The organism is Bacteroides sp. LFL-34, from assembly GCF_027257075.1.
GTDB classification, from domain to species: domain Bacteria; phylum Bacteroidota; class Bacteroidia; order Bacteroidales; family Bacteroidaceae; genus Bacteroides; species Bacteroides ovatus.
The window spans coordinates 65,762-86,107 of record NZ_JAPQKZ010000003.1; the positions used below are offsets into that span (position 1 = coordinate 65,762).

At 43.1% G+C, this 20,346-nt stretch carries 10 protein-coding genes; 6 read left to right on the top strand and 4 right to left on the bottom strand.

Going from position 1 to position 20,346, the window contains the following annotated elements; translation table 11 throughout:
- Nucleotides 1-201 precede the first annotated feature (201 nt).
- From N5O98_RS02500 to N5O98_RS02510, 3 genes are all read left to right on the top strand, one after another.
- Nucleotides 202-813 (top strand): DsbA family protein, encoded by a 612-nt coding sequence (locus N5O98_RS02500; RefSeq protein WP_022199784.1) that lies wholly within the window; start codon nucleotides 202-204, stop codon nucleotides 811-813.
- A gap of 475 nt (nucleotides 814-1,288) precedes the next feature.
- On the top strand, nucleotides 1,289-1,633 hold the full coding sequence (locus N5O98_RS02505) for a hypothetical protein (protein WP_004298335.1): 345 nt from the start codon (nucleotides 1,289-1,291) through the stop codon (nucleotides 1,631-1,633).
- A 333-nt stretch (nucleotides 1,634-1,966) separates the two neighbouring features.
- Nucleotides 1,967-2,443, top strand: coding sequence for an HU family DNA-binding protein (locus N5O98_RS02510; RefSeq protein WP_004298336.1), 477 nt, complete (start codon nucleotides 1,967-1,969; stop codon nucleotides 2,441-2,443).
- A 96-nt stretch (nucleotides 2,444-2,539) separates the two neighbouring features.
- Here N5O98_RS02510 and N5O98_RS02515 read toward each other — a convergent pair whose 3' ends face one another.
- Genes N5O98_RS02515 through N5O98_RS02530 form a run of 4 tightly spaced genes read right to left on the bottom strand, consistent with a single transcriptional unit; the run spans nucleotide 2,540 to nucleotide 11,936 of the window.
- Nucleotides 2,540-4,195 carry a RagB/SusD family nutrient uptake outer membrane protein gene (locus N5O98_RS02515; protein WP_004298337.1) on the bottom strand — a complete coding sequence of 552 codons (1,656 nt, stop codon included), beginning with the start codon at nucleotides 4,193-4,195 and terminating at the stop codon, nucleotides 2,540-2,542.
- An 8-nt stretch (nucleotides 4,196-4,203) separates the two neighbouring features.
- The gene (locus N5O98_RS02520; protein WP_008649039.1) at nucleotides 4,204-6,975 is read right to left on the bottom strand and encodes a SusC/RagA family TonB-linked outer membrane protein; all 2,772 of its coding nucleotides are present in this window, start codon (nucleotides 6,973-6,975) and stop codon (nucleotides 4,204-4,206) included.
- Nucleotides 6,976-7,002: 27 nt separating this feature from the next.
- On the bottom strand, nucleotides 7,003-8,799 hold the full coding sequence (locus tag N5O98_RS02525; protein WP_004310397.1) for a RagB/SusD family nutrient uptake outer membrane protein: 1,797 nt from the start codon (nucleotides 8,797-8,799) through the stop codon (nucleotides 7,003-7,005).
- A gap of 11 nt (nucleotides 8,800-8,810) precedes the next feature.
- Nucleotides 8,811-11,936, bottom strand: coding sequence for a SusC/RagA family TonB-linked outer membrane protein (locus tag N5O98_RS02530; protein ID WP_061447849.1), 3,126 nt, complete (start codon nucleotides 11,934-11,936; stop codon nucleotides 8,811-8,813).
- 484 nt (nucleotides 11,937-12,420) lie between these two features.
- Here N5O98_RS02530 and N5O98_RS02535 point away from each other — a divergent pair, with 484 nt between their 5' ends.
- The 3 genes from N5O98_RS02535 to N5O98_RS02545 all read left to right on the top strand — a co-directional run bounded on the left by N5O98_RS02535 (nucleotide 12,421) and on the right by N5O98_RS02545 (nucleotide 20,336).
- Entirely contained in the window at nucleotides 12,421-15,528 is a 3,108-nt protein-coding gene (locus tag N5O98_RS02535; RefSeq protein WP_022199064.1) for a glycoside hydrolase family 2 TIM barrel-domain containing protein, read from the top strand.
- 184 nt (nucleotides 15,529-15,712) lie between these two features.
- Complete coding sequence (locus tag N5O98_RS02540) at nucleotides 15,713-16,888, top strand: efflux RND transporter periplasmic adaptor subunit (protein ID WP_118161187.1); 1,176 nt, start codon at nucleotides 15,713-15,715, stop codon at nucleotides 16,886-16,888.
- A gap of 16 nt (nucleotides 16,889-16,904) precedes the next feature.
- A complete protein-coding gene (locus tag N5O98_RS02545; RefSeq protein WP_022199066.1) occupies nucleotides 16,905-20,336 on the top strand; it encodes an efflux RND transporter permease subunit in 3,432 nt (1,143 codons plus the stop codon).
- Nucleotides 20,337-20,346: the final 10 nt, after the last annotated feature.

The window sequence follows — 20,346 nt, forward strand, 5'->3', positions numbered from 1 at the left end:
TTGCCTAAAGAGATTACCTTTGTTGCCTAATCTTTTTTCGTTCCACTATAGTGTTCCGCAAAGAACACTATAGTTTCCCTTGCGGAGCACTATAGTGGGACGAAAGAGAAACTATAGTGGAACGAAATAAAAGTAGCAAGTGAAGTAAATCCGGATAGGCAAACGGATTTATCAATGTGCCTACACTAAATAAAAACGAATATGAGTATACAATATGACCTTTACGACACGCCTGACATTCAACAAACAGGCGACGCACAACCGCTTCATCCCCGCGTAGTATTCAAAGGAACCGTTGATCAGGAAGAATTTCTAGACCGTGTACACAAATTCACAGGAATAAGCCGCAGTTTACTGGCAGGTGCTATGCAGTCTTTCCAAAGCGAGTTGAGAGATCTGATTGCCAACGGATGGATTGTGGAACTGGGAGATATCGGATATTTTTCAGTGTCTTTAAAGGGACCTCGTGTAATGAAGAAAAAAGATGTGCACGCACAATCTATTGAGCTGAAGAATGTCAATTTCCGGGTAGGCAGCCAGTTTAAGAAAGAAGTAGGCCAGCAAATGAGACTAGAACGTGGAGAATCGATGACTCGTCACCATGGGAAAGGGCACAGTGAAGAAGAATGTTTGACAATAATCAACCAGCATCTGAACAAATATCCCTGCCTGACCCGCACCGACTATAGCCGATTGACAGGACACGACAAAAAACGTGCTTTGAAAGAACTGAATGCTTTTATCGAACGTGGACTCTTAATCCGTTATGGAACAGGCAAACAGGTGGTTTATGCAAAGGAAACAGAAAGTTAAGTTAAAATCATCTAGCAGAATTACCTAGAATTCCAATTCTGAACTGAACAAAAAAACAATAATTCAGTGTAGGGTTCTTTTTATATTAATCATATTTATACTGACTTTTAGTAAATCAGAACTATCTATGAAATTATAAAACAAGATTACTTGCTTTATCAATATTTATTGCTACTTTTGTAGCGGTTCCTTTCATACGTAGAGAGGAACATTTTATTTTTTTACAGAGAACGATTATTTATTGCATTCAACCATAAATTCGGCAAAAATTTACCGCGAATGGCAATAAGTGATGTCAGGTCTCGTGCACACTTCTGTATATAATTTGTTTATATACCCAATGGGCGTGGGACTATCACTTATGTCGCGGAGGGTCTTTGCCGAGCCTATGGTTGGCGTACAGTTGGTAGTTTCCCACGCTCTCTTTTTTAAACCGCGCACCACAGGGAAATGATGCGACAAACATAACAAAGATATGTACGATGACTTGAAAGAAAACATTATTCTATTAATGCAGCACCCTATCGCGCGCCGCCCCATCTCCAACTTATCAGATGAAGAACGAGAAAAAGCATTCGACTTGTTGAACTATCTTTCAACTTTATCCGTTGACGAAAACTATACCTTGTTAGATTACATCCAAATGGCACGTCTTGAATATGCACTTGGAGAGCTTGAGTATAAAACAACCAATGATACAGAAAAAGTAATACGACATTTTAGAACCGCCCTCCAACATCTGGAGAAAGGAGGGTTCGACTTAAGTATAAGCAAGTGGACAGAGTTAGTCAGCCTGCGAACCAAAGAAGATACGGAATAATTCAGAATCATACTCCTTACCAGTATATATAGAAGATAGACAACAAAGCGAAAAAGATTGCTTGTGCAAGTAGTCCTTTCGTTCTATCTTCGAAGAGGATGCCTTCCCCACACTTGACACCCCAATATCTTGATCGGCATCCTCTTCTTCTATCTTTCTGCCAAATTTTTTTTACATAAAATTCCCCAATACAGCAGCATTCTACTTATTAACTAATTTATTAACGCACAATTCTTTTTCAGCTTGGTCATGAATTTCGGAAACCATATCTTTGCATCGTGATCACAAAACAACAATAAAACAGATTAACTAACTATTAAAAAAAGAAAGACTATGGCATTAAAGTATGTTGTCAAGAAAAGAGTTTTCGGCTTTGACAAAACAAAGACTGAAAAGTATGTAGCACAGAATGTAATTACCAATACGGTAAATTTCAGAGATTTATGCAAGGAAGTATCCATGTTCGGTATGATTCCCGAAGGCGCAGTGAAACACGTGATTGACGCACTGATTGATGCGTTGAACACGAACCTCAACAAAGGATTGTCTGTGCAATTAGGTGACTTCGGATGTTTCCGTCCGGGCATGAGTTGCAAAAGCCAGAAAGAGGAAAAAGATGTAGATGCCGATACCGTTCGTCGGGTGAAAATTGTATTTACGCCGGGATATAAATTTAAGGATATGCTGGATAATGTAAGTATTTACAAGACGGAAGGAAACGGCGGCACCTCTTCCGGAAATGGAGGGGGAAATAAACCGGAAAATCCGGACGAAGGCGGTAGCGGTGAGGCCCCGGATCCTGCAGCATAAAACTGGAACAAGGGACCACACATAGAAAAGAACTTCTTCCCATAAAAATGAACCCTAAAAGTTAGACAAAAACTTTTAGGGTTCGCTTAGTCATAGTTACCAGCCTGTATTTTGACCTAAATTAGGATTCTTATAATATTCAGTCTGTGGTATAGGATATAAGTACATCTTATCATCCCAGTTACGTGTTTCAAGCAATTCTTTCTTATAAACAGGCAAGCCGTTTTCCATAGTGATCTTGATGCAATAAATAGCTTTGGTTTTATCACCGATTTTCCAACGGCGGATATCCCAGAACCTATGGTCTTCGAACGCAAGTTCCACTCGTCTTTCACGACGGACGCTTTCAGTAAACGCATTGCCGCTTGTTGTAATGGCAGGCATATCAGCAGCAGCACGCACCTGATTCAGTGCCGCACGTGCAGACAACGGATGGTCATTATCCGTATAATCAGCGTCTTTCCAGGCATCCATTGCTTCCGCATAGTTCAGGAGAATTTCCGCATAACGGAATATGATGAAATGGTGCGGTTTCTTTTTCTCATTGGAAGGAGCTAGAGAAACAGTCTCATTCATATACTTCTTCAAATAATAACCTGTGGTAGTCGCTCCGGTTGTTCCGGCACCGTCTTTTCCTCCTTCATAAGACTGGATGGTCGAGTTCATCCATGTATCGCCATTGCAAAGCACCGTTTTATAGAATCTCGGGTCTCTGCCTTCATACGGATTCTGCCCCGGTGTAATCTGTTCCCAGTCAAAGTCTTTTCCATTAGTCATCTGGAAGGCATCCACCAGGTTCTGGGTGGGCACGTTGCCTGTTTTCCCCTTTTCATAACTGATGGGCAAATTGTTAGCTTCAAAATCAAAGCTTTCCCCATTTCTACGTTCAAAAATTAATTGCGGAGATTTCAATACATCGTTTCCACCATTCTTGTCATACAGAGGATCTACATTCGTCTTCGGCAAACTGTACCAGTTCTCTTTTATGATAGCATAAGCCGCATCGGCAGCCGCTTTCCATTTATCGGCATCCTGTGCGGGATTATGCAACAAACTCGCCGCATAAAGAAGAGCACGGGATTTCAATGCCAACGCTGTACCTTTGGTCACACGTCCCGTCTCCGCCCAAAAGTCCTGATGACTGACAGGCAGAGTTTTGGCCGCGTCACTACATTCGTCACAGATATATTTTATCACTTCATTGAAAGAAGTCTTTTCCACGCCGTTGATTTCATCCAAAGCATACGTACGTGTCAAAAGTGGAATATCACCGTATCGTTTAGCCAGTTCGAACAGATAAAAAGCTCGCAACACCCGTAATTCTTCACGATACATGGTAGCTTTGGCAATGTCTTCTTCATACGTGTCGTTCCAGCGGAAACGCTCCAGTTTTTCCTGTGAATAGTTTTCAAGAAATGAATTGACGGAACGGATAGCTCCATAGCACTTCGACCACATATTATCGACTGCATTGTTGGGACTCCAGGCATTGTTATAAAAGTCGTGAACACTATTATCACTCCAGACATAAACAGAATTATCCGTTGCAGACTCCCTCAAAGCCCCGTCGAGCACTCCGAGATCTCCGGGCAACTGGCTATAAACGTAGGTAGCCAAACCTTTCACATTGCTAAAGTAGGAATAGGCCTCTTCCCTGTCCAAGCCTGTCGATTCGTCCAATTCGAGCAAGCTACACCCCGATACGGATAATAGCAAACCTGTATATAAAAGGATATATTTTCTCATGGTCATTTCACATTTTAGAAGTTAATATTCAACCCGAAATAAACGGAAGTCATATCCGGATAATTGATTTTCAGATCTTCACTGTTCATATACTTCACATGATCGAGCGAAAAAAGATTGTTAGCTCTCGCATATACCTGAATCTTTTCCATTTTCACTTTCTTCGCCCAAGAGGAAGGAAGGTTATAGTAGACATTCAGGTTACGAAGTTTGAAATAGCTACCGTTCTCCAACCACTGTGTACTGTTTCTGAAGTTATTGGCATTATCCAGCGTAGTCAGGCGGGGGACATTTGCGATATCTTTCGTTTCTTCCGTCCAGCGGATTCTGTCGTTCAGATACCAGCTGGAAATATTCGTGTTGTTTCTCAACGGCCAGTATACGCTGGCAGTGTTCAACATCACACTATAATGGGCTACTCCTTGAAACAGAGCATCCACGCCGAAACCTTTATATTCAAATCCCAAATTAATGCCATAATAAATCTCCGGTATGGCAGTGGAATATCCTATCGCCTTCTGGTCATTGTTGTCAATCACGTTATCGCCATTCAGATCTCTGTACTTGACATCACCCGGACGTACTTCCGAGAATTTCTGCACAGGACTGCTCTTTATGTCCGCCTCATCTCTGAAATAACCGATAGCCTCCCAGCCAAAACACTGCCCGACAGGGTAACCTTTTTTAGACAAATAGCCATACGGCTGATATCCCTCACCATTTTCTACGACTTTACTTTTGGCATAGGAGAAGTTGGCTCCGATATAATAGTTGAAGTCCTTGTATTCCTTTTTCCACATGGCAGAGAGTTCCGTTCCTTTTGTTTCCACTTTTCCTGCATTCATCTGCGGAATAGTAACCCCGATTGCCGATGAGATCAGCCCACTTCCGTCAATCAGGATATTAGTGCGCTTGTCATAAAAACCGTCAATAGAAAAAGTCAGTCCCTTGAACAGGCTCATATCCAAACCGATATTATATTTATCCGCAACTTCCAGATCCAGTTGTTCCATTGCCAACACTCCTTCCTTCAGGCTACTTCCGGCAGAAGTATTTCCGGCCTGAAAATAGTAAGCACCGCTTCCTACCCAATATTGCTTATCCATGTCATAATCATAAATATCATATCCGGAGCGTCCGTAAGAAGCACGAAGTTTCAGATAATCAAAAGCAGAAATTTCTTTCATGAAATTCTCGTTCGAAAGTATCCAGGCGGCAGAAATGGCGGGATATGCACGATACTTGTCATTCTTCCCCAATACGCTGCTGCCAAAACAGTTGGCTACGATATCCACCATATAACGGTTGTCAAAATTATAACCTGCGGTTCCGATGATGTATTGACGGTAACGACTGTTATTAGCCCCTGTCAACGTCATTGATTCTTGACGAAACATAGCACTGGCCGTAAAATCATGTTTATCCCATGTCCGGTGATAATTGACCTTCGCTTCAAAATTGGCATGTATGTATTGATTGGCCAATCCTTTGTTGCTGATTTCCAGTTCATCGTTAGGATTTCCGTAATTCGTGTAAATCGGTTCTCCGTCTGTGCCTTTTTCAATGGTCTGGTACATAAAACTTTTCTTGGCTGTTTCCTGATAGGTTGCATTATTATCATAAGCAATAGCGAGTTCCGCACTCAACCCGCGAGTCAATACAGACAAATCCTGCACCAACCGCAAATCCGCCTGCAACATACGCTGATTCAGTTTATAATAACCTACGTCCGCCAGATTGGCTATCGGGTTTGTTTTCAGCACATTGTTACTGCCCCAGAATCCATTCTGTGTCTGCACGGGAAATGCAGCGGACGGGGTGTTGAAAATCTGTTCAAACAAAGTAGCTTCCGATGTGGTGGGACGCTTGGTCTCTCGCAGCATACCGAGCATACTCAATTTCAATTTTGTCGCGTCCGTAATATCCACATCCAGATTCATGCGAAGATTGAGGAAGTATTTCTTCATCTGGGAGTTATAGCGATCTGTATAATCAGTGTACTTGCTATTCAGCAGTCCCATATCGTTTTTGTAATTGAGGACACTGAAATAACGAAGCCGCTTGCCACCTCCGCGGAAAGTAATGTCCAGTTGATGACTGGTCGTATGATTGCGTAACGCTTCTTTCTGCCAGTCCACATTCGGATAAAGATCGCTATTGCCTCCGGACAGGAAAGAAGCCTCATCCATGTCCGGTTGCAAGCCATCATATCTCAATGCTTCATTACGGGCTTTGGCATAGGTATAAGCATCGGCAAATTCCGGCTGATTAACAGGTAAGCCTAAACCGAACTTGTAGTCTACTTTTATATCCTTCTGGTTATATATACCGCGTTTGGTAGTTATCAATACCACTCCGTTAGCGCCTCTGCCTCCCCAAAGAGCAGTAGCAGCACCGTCTTTCAAAACGGATATTGATTCTATTTCCGAAAGGTTGATATATTCGAGAGGGCGTGCAAAACCATCTACTACAAATAAAGGTGTATCTCCATTCAAAGAACCGCGTCCCCGCACATTGAGACGAGATTTATCTGTGCCCCAACTAGTGTTCTGCATCACACTCAATCCCGGCAACAGGCCATAAATGGCATTGTAAGGACTAGTGGTAGCATTTTTATCTAATTCATCCGAATAAATGGTAGAGACAGCCTGTGTCTTCCGTAATTCGGTGGTCGTCTGTGTGCCCAGATCGATTACCTTATCTTGTCCTTCATTATTTTGCGCTATACCCGTAGTGGCAAATGCCAACGAGAAAGCCACGATATAAAGTGATTTATTCATAATCATTCTTCTTATTGTTCAACGATTTGATTATTACCAACCCGGATTCTGAATCAATCCATATTTCTTGTTTATCTCATCTATAGGCAGAGGCAACAGGAAATACTTGTCGTTCCACTTTTCAGGTTTTGCATACTGACGCGTTTCCGCCATTGCATGAGATACGGCATAAGAAAAGCCGCTTGGCTCACCGGCCGCTTTTTTAATAATCAGACGTGACAATTGTCCGGTAAATATATCTGCGCGTTTCCAACGTACCAGATCGAAATAGCGTACTTCTTCATAGCCGAATTCAATGGCTCTTTCGCGTAATATCGCTTCACGCAAAGATTTGCCAGCCGGAACATCTGTTGCCGAAATCGCAGGCATACCTGCACGCAGTCTGGTTTTATTCAGATAATCATAAGCCGTATTGCCAAACTCATCACGGACTTCCGCCTTATTCAATTCATTCATCGCTTCGGCCATATTCAGATAAACCTCCGGAAGGCGGATCAACGGACAAGAATAAAATTTGCCATTCACTTCGTCATTGAAGTTTCGTATAAATTTTCTCATGGCAACCCCATTGTAACTCATTCGTCCGTCTTTATAAGGCGCCTGGGTGGCTCCTTCATAAATCTGCACTTTCTGGGCGCCCTTAAACTTATCTCCATTCACAGCAACCGTTTCATATAAGCGGATGTCTCTTCTGGGGTTTCCGTCCTTATCAAAGAAAGGGAATTTATTATGGTCCGGATTGTTCCAGTCGAATTCTGTTCCGTCTTTCATCTGAAACATATCGACATAAGTCAATGTAGGAGAAGCAACTCCATAACGCACCTGGGCAAACGGAAGCTTTCCCGTAGCATAAGTGGTGAATCTTCTGGAAGAAATCAAAACTTCACCGTTATGGCGATTGAAATATCCTGCTGCAAAATCATCGCGGGGATTACCTGTATTCACCAGTTGATAAGCGTCCGAGTTCTTTTTATTAGCCCGCATAAATTCTAATCCGGCATCCAACGCCTTCTGCCACCTGTCCGGTGAATAGTTACCATACCAGGTAAGGAATTGAGACGAAGCATCTCCTTCCAGATAGGGTTTTTCAGCATTAAATAAAGGACTCGCCACAAACTGAAGCACCCTGGACTTTAACGCTAAAGCAGAAGCAGCCGTCATTCGTCCGTCATTATCTGCATTCACCTGCCAAGGCAGTACAGAGGCTGCCGCATCCAGTAATCCAACAATCTTCTGTACGGTTTCTTCCACTGTCATACGAGGAAATTTCATCGCATCTTCTGCCGTATATGCATGGTCTATCCACGGCATACCACCATAATAACGGAGCATTTGAGAATAATGATAGGCAATGATTACTTGCGCTTCCGCTTTTCCTATCGCTTTCTCATCCGCAGTCATATCCGGCACTCTATCCACATTCTCAATGTAAATGTAGGCTCTTCGAATACCATAAACCGGCCCTACTCCTATCGTAGCACTGGCGACATCCAACCGATATGGAAGATGTTCCAGATATGTATTTGTTCCGTCCACTGTTCCTGTATAGAATTTAGGCGCTCCCTTTTTCGTCCAGTCACCCAGATCGGTTAGCATTTCCAGAACGCCATATCCCAGACGTCCTTGCATCGGCAGATAATCCGGCAGGGAATGATAAGTTTCCGCCAGTGCCTGCTCAGCATATACCTTTTTGTTAAAAACAGAATCGATATTCTGTTCGTTACTTATCGGCTTATCCAGAAATTTCTCTCCAAATTTAAGGTCTTCGCACCCTATCAGTGTCAATACAGAGAGAGAAAGACAGCCTATATATTTTTTATAGTTTTTCATTGTCAGCACTATTAAAAGGTTAGATTAATACCTAAATTATATATTTTAATGATAGGGTAAGAATCCGCATTATTCGGATTACATTCAGGGTCCATGATGTCAAACTTATCAAAAGTCAGCAGATTATAGCCTGTCAGTTTTATACCTAACTGCTGGATACCCAGTTTCTTCAACATCTTCTTATCTGTGAAGTTATATCCTATTGTCACATTCTTCAGCTTCAAATAAGAACCGTCTCGCACCCACAAAGAGGAGGAACGCATATTATAGACTGCATTTGTCTCTGTAAACCGCGGTGTAGTAGCTGTATTAGCCGTTTCCGGTGTCCAGCGCGTATCTGCATGGAACTGCATCAAACCACGGATTTTACCATTACCAAAAGGTTCTCTGAAAGCTCCGTCCAGCAACAAAGAGCGTTGTGCAGCACCAGTCCAGTTCATCGTCAGGAAAAAGCCTTTGTAATTGATGCCATAATTCAATCCGAATGTATAAGCCGGACGAGTCGGGTTTCCAATAATAGTCTGGTCATCGGAAGTAATTTCCTCATCACCGTTCAAATCCCGGTATTTCACATCACCCGGCTTCACAGACACACCCGGATCGGGCAGACCTGCCACCAGTTTGCCGTTCTCTCCGAAGTCCGCTTCTGTATAGAAACCGTCCGCTACATACCCGAAGAGTGTCCCGACCGGATTTCCTGTCCGCCACATATAAGGTTCATTAGGCTCAACCTCGTCTTGGAAAATAATCTTATTCTTTGAATAGGAAACGTTTGCCTGAACATTATACTGAACCTGCCCAATCTTGTCATTCCACCTCACTTCTACCTCATATCCACGGTTTTTCACTTTACCCATATTTACGGCAGGTAGAATTGATGAAGTCAACCCCGTTAATAAAGGTACTGTCTTACGATTGATGAGAATATCCTTACGTTCTTCGAGGAAATAGTCCAAAGAGATTTTCAGACGGCTCTTCAAGAAATGAACGTCCAATCCATAGTTCTGTTTCAGCGCAGTTTCCCAAGTCACGTTCGGATTACCCAGACGCTTCTCCAATGCACCCAGAATTAACGCCTTACTGTTATAACCAAAGTTGAATCCATACTTATTGTTATTCCATCCGTCTACTCCGCTCAGATTCACATCATAAGAGTCCGGCAGGAATAAGAAGCGGTTATTTCCAAGATTGTCATTTCCGACCAAGCCGACAGAAGCACGGAATTTCAGATAATCAACCACCTTCTGTTTTTTCATGAAGGCCTCTTCCGACAGGATATAACCGATGGAACCGGCAGGAAACGCACCGAATCTCTTACCCGGAGCAAAATTCTCAGAACCATTATAACCGAAGTTAACTTCTGCCATATAGCGGGATTTGTAATCATACGTCAGACGGCCTACAAAACCGATGTAAGCAGACGGTACTCCCACCCATTGAGCGGGATAGTATTTCTTACTCTGATTGTACAAGAACAATCCCCCGACATTATGAAAACCAAACTTACGGTTATATCTCAAGCTTGCTTCCAGATACCAGTCTCGTGCCCGCGAGGAAGTTTCCTCATATTGCAAGCTCTTATTTTCTCCTTTGATCTTATAAACAATATTCTTGTTGAAATCTGGCGAATCATAACCAAGTGACGGATCTTCCAAAGAAGATTGATAGAAAGGCATAAATTGTTCCACTTGCCCTTTACGCTTTTTGGTAAAACCATAACTCGTATTATAAGCACCTTTTATTTCCGCCGACAATCCTTTGGTTATGAAGTCCAACTTCTGATTCAACAGAAGGTCCAGATTCATCGTATTATTAATAGCAGTTGAGTAACCCGTTCCATAACATTTAGGCAAAGCACTGTTGCCCAGATTTATTTTATTATCAAAACGTTCCTCGGGGGTAACTATGAGTTGTCCGTCAATTACACCCGGACTACTGAACGGAGTTGTCTGATTAATCAGTGTCCAGATCGAATTAGTCGCATCATTAATCATCGGCTCATTCCGGTTACCTACAATCCCGCCGATACCAATCTTCAGCGTGGTAGTCTTAGTTACATTAAAGTCTAAATTCGCACGATAATTGTATCTTTTGTATTTATAATTATTATCATACCCCACTCCTTCAAACTGTTTCAACAGACCATTCTGATATAAGAAACCTAAAGATATGAAGTAACGTATATCCTTTGTTCCTCCGGAAATATTCAGGTTATGCTGTGTCTGCATAGATGTTTTATTAAGCAGATACTTTCTCCAGTCGATACTGGGGTACATAATAGCTTCATCATTCAATCTGAACCGTTCAACTGCATAATTATTGAACACCAAATCGTTCTCGGTAGCATTTGGTTTGTCATTTGTTATAATCTCGTTTCTTAAAGTAGCATACGTATAGCTGTCTGCCATTTCAAGCATACGGGTGGGCATCTGGATACCAACTGAAGAATTTACGGAAATTTTCGCTTTGCCTTCCTTACCACGACGTGTAGTCACCAAAATTACGCCATTTGCACCACGCACACCGAACACGGCAGTAGCAGAAGCGTCTTTCAGAACCGTCACGCTCTCTATTTCATTCGGGTCCATTTGATAAAACGAACGTTCTATACCATCCACCAAAATCAAAGGAGAGGAAGCACTTTCTGTCAAGGACCCCACTCCGCGAATAAACACCTTAGGGTCTTCCTGTCCCGGCTGACCGCTAGTCTGGACGGATGAGAGTCCTGTAATCTGACCCGCCAGGGAATTGGCCACACTTGCATTCGGCGAACGTATCAACGCTTCATTGTTTACAGCAGAAATAGCTCCTGTCAGAGTTTCTTTCTTTTGTGTACCATAGGCCACAACTGTAACTTCCTGAAGTTCATTGGCCGTTTCTTTTAAAATAATTTTCAGTTGTTTGCGTCCATTTAATGGCACTTCTTGAGGTTCATATCCCATGAACGAAATTTGCAGAACTGCTTTTTGAAGATTGCTTACTTTTAAATGGAAAACACCATTCATGTCAGTAATAGCACCGTTGGCCGTGCCTTTTTCCTTTACATTGGCACCAATCACCTCTAAGTTAGATTCATCCAATACAGTTCCCGTTACTGTATTTTGCGCCCATGCCAAGAGCGAACAACACATAAGCATTAACGTACTGATGCACCTCTTGCATCTTTTTAGTCTCGTCAGTTTGTTCATAATAATAAATTTAAGAATTTGAAATAGGTTTGTTAAAAACACTCGTCACAAATTAAGTGAATGTAATAGTTTTTAAGATACAATTATCATACTAAAAAGGGACAAAATAGTACAAAATAAGAAATAAAAAGCATTAAAATTAGCTGTATTACTCATAGTATCAGGATGTCACGCTAGAAAAATACAGCCTATTCATCGTTTCTTCTTGACTTTACCATACTCGAGAGGTGATACTCAAAAAGTTAATTTACCAAGTTCTTCTTTCACCGTAAATCTATGCCAACTCCACATACCATTACCAGACTCCATTGAATAGTTCATAAATAAATTAAAATTGAACTATTGACATACCTATTAGACTTATTATTCTCCTTTATTAATCAAATTATTCCCTATCTTTGACTCCCGAAATTCAAACCTAATACAAAAACCCATGAAGAAACAACTACTCTCTTGCTGCTTGGCTGCATTGGGACTGACAGCAATTCAAGCACAAAGCTTCAATGAGTGGAAAGACCCGGAAGTGAATTCCGTAAACCGCTCCGCTATGCACACTAATTACTTTGCTTACGCATCGGCTGATGAAGCTAAAGCCGGCATTAAAGAAAATTCAACGAATTTCATGACCCTGAACGGTCCGTGGAAATTCAACTGGGTAAGACATGCAGATGCACGCCCGACTGACTTTTATCAGACTAATTTCAACGACAAAGGTTGGGATGACCTTCAAGTTCCCGGCGTTTGGGAGTTGAACGGCTACGGTGACCCTATCTATGTCAACGTAGGATATGCCTGGAGAAGCCAATTCAAAAACAACCCTCCGCTAGTGCCGACAGAAAACAACCACGTAGGCTCTTACCGCAAAGAAATCATCCTTCCTGCCGACTGGAAAGGCAAAGAAATTTTCGCACATTTCGGCTCGGTAACGTCCAATATGTACCTTTGGGTGAACGGACGCTACGTAGGATATAGCGAAGACAGCAAACTGGAAGCTGAATTCAATCTGACTAACTACCTGAAACCGGGTAAGAACGTCATCGCCTTTCAAGTTTTCCGCTGGTGCGACGGTAGTTATCTGGAAGATCAGGACTTCTTCCGCTACTCCGGCGTAGGACGCGACTGTTATCTTTACGCACGCGACAAGAAATACATCCAGGACATTCGCATCACTCCCGATTTGGACAGCCAATATAAAGACGGTACATTGAATATAGCCGTTGACCTGAAAGGAAGCGGCACAGTAGCTTTGGACTTGACAGATGTTCAAGGCAACAGCGTAGCGACTGCCGACCTGAAAGGTTCGGGCAAATTAAACACGATTCTATCCGTCTCCAATCCGGCAAAATGGACTGCTGAAACACCTAATCTCTACACACTGACCGCTACACTGAAAAACGGCAACAACGTAGTAGAAGTAATCCCTGTTAAAGTAGGTTTCCGCAAGATTGAATTGAAAGGCGGACAGATACTCGTAAACGGGCAACCGGTACTCTTCAAAGGAGCCGACCGCCACGAAATGGACCCGGACGGCGGTTATGTCGTTTCTCTCGAACGTATGTTGCAGGATATCAAAGTAATGAAAGAATTGAATATCAACGCTGTGCGTACCTGCCATTATCCGGACGACAACCGTTGGTATGACCTTTGTGACCAATATGGTCTGTATGTAGTGGCCGAAACCAACGTAGAATCTCACGGAATGGGTTACGGCGATCAGACACTGGCAAAGAACCCGAGTTACGCTAAAGCTCACATGGAGCGTAACCAACGCAATGTACAACGCGGATACAACCATCCGTCCATCATCTTCTGGTCACTGGGCAACGAAGCCGGCATGGGACCGAACTTTGAGGAATGCTACACTTGGATTAAGAACGAAGACAAGACACGTGCCGTACAGTATGAACAAGCAGGAACCAGCGAATTCACCGATATTTTCTGCCCGATGTATTATGACTACGACGCTTGTATCAAATATAGCGAAGGCGACATCCAAAAGCCGTTAATCCAATGCGAATACGCGCACGCAATGGGTAATTCACAGGGAGGATTCAAAGAATACTGGGACATCATCCGCAAATATCCGAAATATCAGGGTGGATTTATCTGGGACTTTGTAGATCAGTCCTGCCACTGGAAAAACAAAGACGGAGTAAATATCTATGGTTATGGCGGTGATTTCAACAAATACGACGCTTCGGACAACAACTTCAACGATAACGGTTTAATCAGCCCCGACCGCGTGCCTAATCCGCATGCTTATGAAGTAGCTTATTTCTATCAGGATATATGGACTACTCCTGCGGATCTTGCCAAAGGTGAAATCAATATCTTCAACGAATATTTCTTCCGCGACCTCTCTGCATATTATATGGAATGGCAATTACTGGCAAACGGGGAAGTAGTGCAAACAGGCATTGTATCCGACCTGAAAGTTGCACCCCAGCAAACTGTGAAAGTGCAAATTCCGTTTGACGTGAAGAATATCTGTCCTTGCAAGGAATTGTTGCTGAATGTGAGCTATAAACTGAAAGCCGCCGAAACGTTGCTGCCAGCAGGAACGACTATCGCTTACGACCAGTTAAGCATCCGCGACTACAAAGCACCGGAACTGAAACTGGAAAATCAACAGGCTTCCAACGTTCCGGTTATCGTGCCCAGTATTTTGGATAACGACCGCAATTACCTGATTGTTAAAGGTGAAAACTTCTCTATGGACTTCAATAAGCACAATGGTTACCTTTGTCGCTACGACGTCAATGGTATGCAAATGATGGAAGACGGCAGCGCATTGACTCCTAACTTCTGGCGTGCACCGACCGACAATGATTTCGGAGCCGGACTGCAACATAAATATGCTGCATGGAAGAATCCGGAGCTGAAACTGACTTCTCTAAAACATGCTATTGAAAACGACCAGGCAGTGGTTCGTGCTGAATATGATATGAAATCGATAGGTGGAACATTGTCACTGACTTATACTATTAATAATAAAGGTGCAGTGAAGGTTACGCAGAAGATGGTGGCAGACAAGAGCAAGAAGGTTTCTGAAATGTTCCGCTTCGGTATGCAAATGCGTATGCCTGTCAACTTCAATGAGGTGGAGTACTACGGCCGTGGTCCGGGAGAAAACTATGCTGACCGTAACCACGGAGCCATGCTAGGCAAATACCGCCAGACAGTAGAAGAACAATTCTATCCTTACATCCGCCCGCAGGAAACCGGAACCAAAACGGATATCCGCTGGTGGAGACTTCTGAACATTAGTGGTAACGGATTGCAATTCATATCGGATGCTCCTTTCTCTGCTTCTGCCCTGAATTATACCATCGAGTCATTGGATGACGGTGACGGTAAAGATCAACGTCACTCACCGGAAGTAGAAAAGGCAGACTTCACCAATTTCTGTATCGATAAGGCACAAGCAGGGCTTGCTTGTGTGAACAGTTGGGGAGCTATACCACTGGAAAAATACCGTCTTCCTTACCAAGATTATGAGTTAAGTTTTATTATGACTCCTGTATATCATAAAATAAAGTAAAAAACATAGTTAAAAAACACGGTATCAGAGAACAAGAATACCGAATTTAAAGTACTTTTGCAGCCGGAAACTAATTTAACCGAATTAGTTTCCGGCTTTTTCTTCCTTAACCCCCTTAATCTATATGGACGAACAGCACACTGGCAACAAACGCATTAAATTAAAAAACAGATATTTATTAAGTATGAAAAGTAGAATTGTTTTATTTGCATTTTGCGTAGCCCTCTTGTCTAGTTGTGGCAATAAGGGCAATGACACAGGAAAGGCTCCTGAATATGCAGTACAAGAGTTACAAAAAACAACTGCTAATTTAACAACTGCCTATCCGGCTACAATTAAAGGAAAACAAGATGTAGAAATCCGCCCCCAAGTATCGGGCTTCATCACGAAACTCTGTGTAGACGAAGGAGCAACTGTACGTAAAGGACAAGTGTTGTTCATTGTTGATCCGACTCAATACGAAGCAGCTGTACGCACTGCCAAAGCAGCAGTGGCTACAGCAGAAGCAGCAGTGAGTACTCAACAGATGACGTATGACAATAAGAAAGAATTGAACAAAAAGCAAATCATCAGTGACTATGACCTGGCAATGGCAGAAAATTCCCTGGCACAGACCAAAGCCCAGCTGGCACAAGCAAAAGCACAACTGACCACTGCTCAACAGAACTTGTCATTCACACAGGTTAAAAGTCCGTCAGATGGCGTTATCAACAATATCCCTTATCGTGTAGGAGCATTGGTAAGTCCTTCTATCGCTACACCGATGACTACTGTTTCCGAGATTGACGAAGTATATGTATACTTCTCAATGACAGAAAAGGAATTGCTGACAATGACCAAGTCCGGTAGCACTATCAAAGAAGAAATCAGCAAAATACCGACTATCAAACTGCAATTAATTGATGGTTCCACATACGATATAGAGGGTAAAGTAGATGCTATCACAGGTGTTATCGACCAATCTACCGGTTCGGTAAGCATCCGTGCTATCTTCCCGAATAAGGAACATGTATTGCGTAGCGGAGGTACTGCAAACGTTCTGATTCCTTATACCATGGAGAATGTTATCACTATACCACAGTCTGCAACAGTAGAAATCCAGGATAAGAAGTTCGTTTACGTTTTGCAACCGGACAACACGGTAAAATATACAGAAATCAAAATCTTCAATCTGGATAACGGAAAAGAGTACTTGGTTACTTCCGGTTTGAATTCAGGAGATAAAATCGTAATCGAAGGAGTACAAAACCTGAAAGACGGTCAGAAGGTTCAGCCTATCACACCGGCGCAAAAAGAAGCAAACTATCAACAACATTTGAAAGACCAACACGACGGTAATTTAGCCACAGCCTTCAACTAATAATCAGATAATCATTATGAAATTAGATAGATTTATTAACCGTCCGGTACTATCAACCGTTATTTCTATCCTGATAGTCATCCTGGGGGCTATCGGATTGGCGACACTGCCTATCACGCAGTATCCGGACATCGCGCCTCCTACCGTTTCGGTAAGAGCCACCTATACGGGAGCCAGTGCATCGACCGTATTGAATTCCGTGATTGCTCCGTTGGAGGAACAAATCAACGGTGTAGAAAACATGATGTATATGACCTCAACTGCGTCAAACACGGGTTCCGGTGATATATCCATATATTTCAAACAAGGAACAGACCCGGACATGGCCGCCGTCAATGTACAAAACCGCGTCTCTATGGCACAAGGTCTGTTGCCTGCCGAAGTAACTAAAGTCGGTGTAACCACTCAAAAACGCCAGACTTCCATGCTGGTAGTATTCTCTCTCTATGACGAGACAGATACATATAGTGAATCGTTTATTGAAAACTATGCTAAGATCAACCTGATTCCTCAAGTTCAACGTGTACAGGGTGTAGGTGATGCCAACGTTTTGGGTCAGGATTATTCTATGCGTATCTGGTTACGACCGGACGTCATGGCACAATACAAGCTCGTTCCCGGTGATGTTTCCGCTGCTCTGGCAGAACAGAATGTCGAAGCTGCTCCAGGACAGTTCGGTGAACGCAGTAACCAGACTTTCCAATACACCATCCGTTATAAAGGACGCTTGCAACAGCCTGAAGAGTTTGAAAATATCGTTATCAAATCTCTTCCTGACGGTGAAGTACTCCGTCTGAAAGATATAGCAGAAATTCAGCTGGACCGCTTGGGATATAACTTTACCAACCGGGTAGACGGGCACAAGTCTGTGACTTGTATCGTATACCAGATGGCAGGAACCAATGCGACACAGACCATCAGTGATATTGAGGCATTGTTGGATGAAGCATCAAAAACGTTGCCTACCGGATTGAAACTGAACATCTCCATGAATGCCAACGACTTCCTTTTCGCTTCTATCCATGAAGTGTTGAAGACGTTGATCGAAGCATTTATCCTGGTGTTTATCGTAGTGTATATCTTCTTGCAGGATTTACGTTCCACATTGATTCCGACTATCGCCATTCCGGTAGCTCTGATCGGTACTTTCTTCATCCTGTCCCTGGTAGGATTCAGTTTGAACTTGTTGACGTTATGTGCGCTCGTGCTTGCTATCGCGATTGTGGTCGACGATGCGATTGTGGTCGTCGAGGGTGTGCATGCCAAGCTTGACCAAGGTTATACATCTGCCCGTCTGGCTTCTATCGATGCCATGAATGAATTGGGCGGCGCTATCGTATCTATTACGCTGGTCATGATGGCCGTATTCGTTCCGGTAAGTTTCATGGGAGGTACAGCAGGAACATTCTACCGCCAGTTCGGTATGACTATGGCTATCGCTATCGGTCTGTCCGCATTGAACGCATTGACTTTGAGTCCGGCTTTGTGTGCCGTTCTTCTGAAACCTCACAAAAAAGAAGACGGAACAACGGAAGACTCCACATTGAAAGAACGTATGAAAGTAGCCTATACGGCAGCCCATACAACCATGATCAACAGATATACCGAGGCTATCGGAAAGATGTTGCATCCGGGAATTACACTTACTTTCACGCTTATTGCCATTCTCGGCATGATCTTTGGTTTGTTCAGTATCAATCCGATAGTTACTGCAATTTTCGTAGTGCTTAGTATTCTGGCACTGATCGGAATGAGTACGAAGAAGTTTAAAAACAGATTCAACGATACATACGAATCAATCCTGAAACGTTATAAGAAACGAGTATTGTTCTTTATCCAGAAGAAATGGTTGTCTATGGGATTAGTTGTCGCTTCCATTGCGATACTTGTATTCTTCATGAACACCACTCCGACAGGTATGGTGCCTAATGAAGATACCGGAACGCTGATGGGAGCAGTGACATTGCCTCCGGGTACTTCCCAAGACCGTTCTGAAAAAATCCTGGCACGTGTAGACAGTCTGATCGCTTCCGATCCTGCGGTATTGTCACGTACCATGATTTCCGGATTCAGCTTTATCGGTGGCCAGGGACCGTCATACGGTTCTTTCATCATCAAACTGAAAGACTGGGACGAACGTTCCATGATACAGAATTCAGACGTTGTAGTCGGTTCCTTATATATGCGTGCACAAAAGATTATCAAAGAAGCACAGGTATTGTTCTTCGCTCCTCCTATGATCCCGGGTTACTCGGCATCTACGGATATTGAGGTAAATATGCAAGATAAGACCGGTGGTGACCTGAACAAATTCTTCGATGTGGTTAATGATTATACGGCAGCACTGGAAGCACGTCCGGAAATCAATTCGGCAAAGACTTCCTTCAACCCGAATTTCCCGCAATACATGATCGACATCGATGCAGCAGCTTGTAAAAAAGCAGGTATCAGCCCGAGCGATATCCTCACTACTATGCAAGGATATTACGGAGGTTTATATGCATCCAACTTCAACCGTTTCGGTAAGATGTATCGTGTTATGATTCAGTCAGATCCATTGTCACGCAAAAACTTGGAATCTTTGAAGAATATCAAGGTACGTAATAGTGCAGGTGAGATGGCCCCGATTGCCCAGTTCATCTCTGTGGAGAAAGTATATGGTCCGGATATTATCAGCCGTTTCAACCTTTATACCTCTATGAAAGTAATGGTAGCTCCGGCAAGTGGTTATACATCCGGTCAGGCATTGACTGCCCTCGCCGAGGTTGCCCAAGAAAACCTGCCTACCGGTTATACGTATGAATTAGGAGGTATGGCGCGTGAAGAGGCTCAAAGTAGCGGAAGTGCTACCGGACTGATTTTTGTGCTCTGTTTCGTATTCGTTTACTTATTGTTGAGTGCACAGTACGAAAGTTACATTCTTCCGCTGGCTGTATTGTTATCCGTTCCGTTCGGTCTGTTAGGCAGCTTCCTGTTTGTGAACGGTGTAAGTGCTATCGGTAATATTTCGGCATTGAAGATGATTCTGGGTACGATGTCCAATAATATCTATATGCAGATCGCGTTAATCATGTTGATGGGTCTGTTGGCAAAGAATGCCATCTTGATTGTAGAGTTCGCCCTCGACCGTCGTAAGATGGGTATGAGTATCACATGGGCAGCCGTATTGGGTGCCGGTGCCCGTCTCCGCCCGATTTTGATGACATCATTGGCTATGGTAGTCGGTTTGCTTCCGTTGATGTTTGCCTTCGGTGTAGGTGCTCACGGTAACCGTACACTGGGTACAGCTTCTATCGGTGGTATGTTAATCGGTATGATTTGCCAAATTTTTATCGTTCCTGCGCTGTTTGTAGTCTTCCAGTACTTACAAGAGAAGGTTAAACCGATGGAATGGGAAGATATCGACAATACAGATGCCGTAACAGAGATTGAACAATACGCTAAATAATGAAATTCGA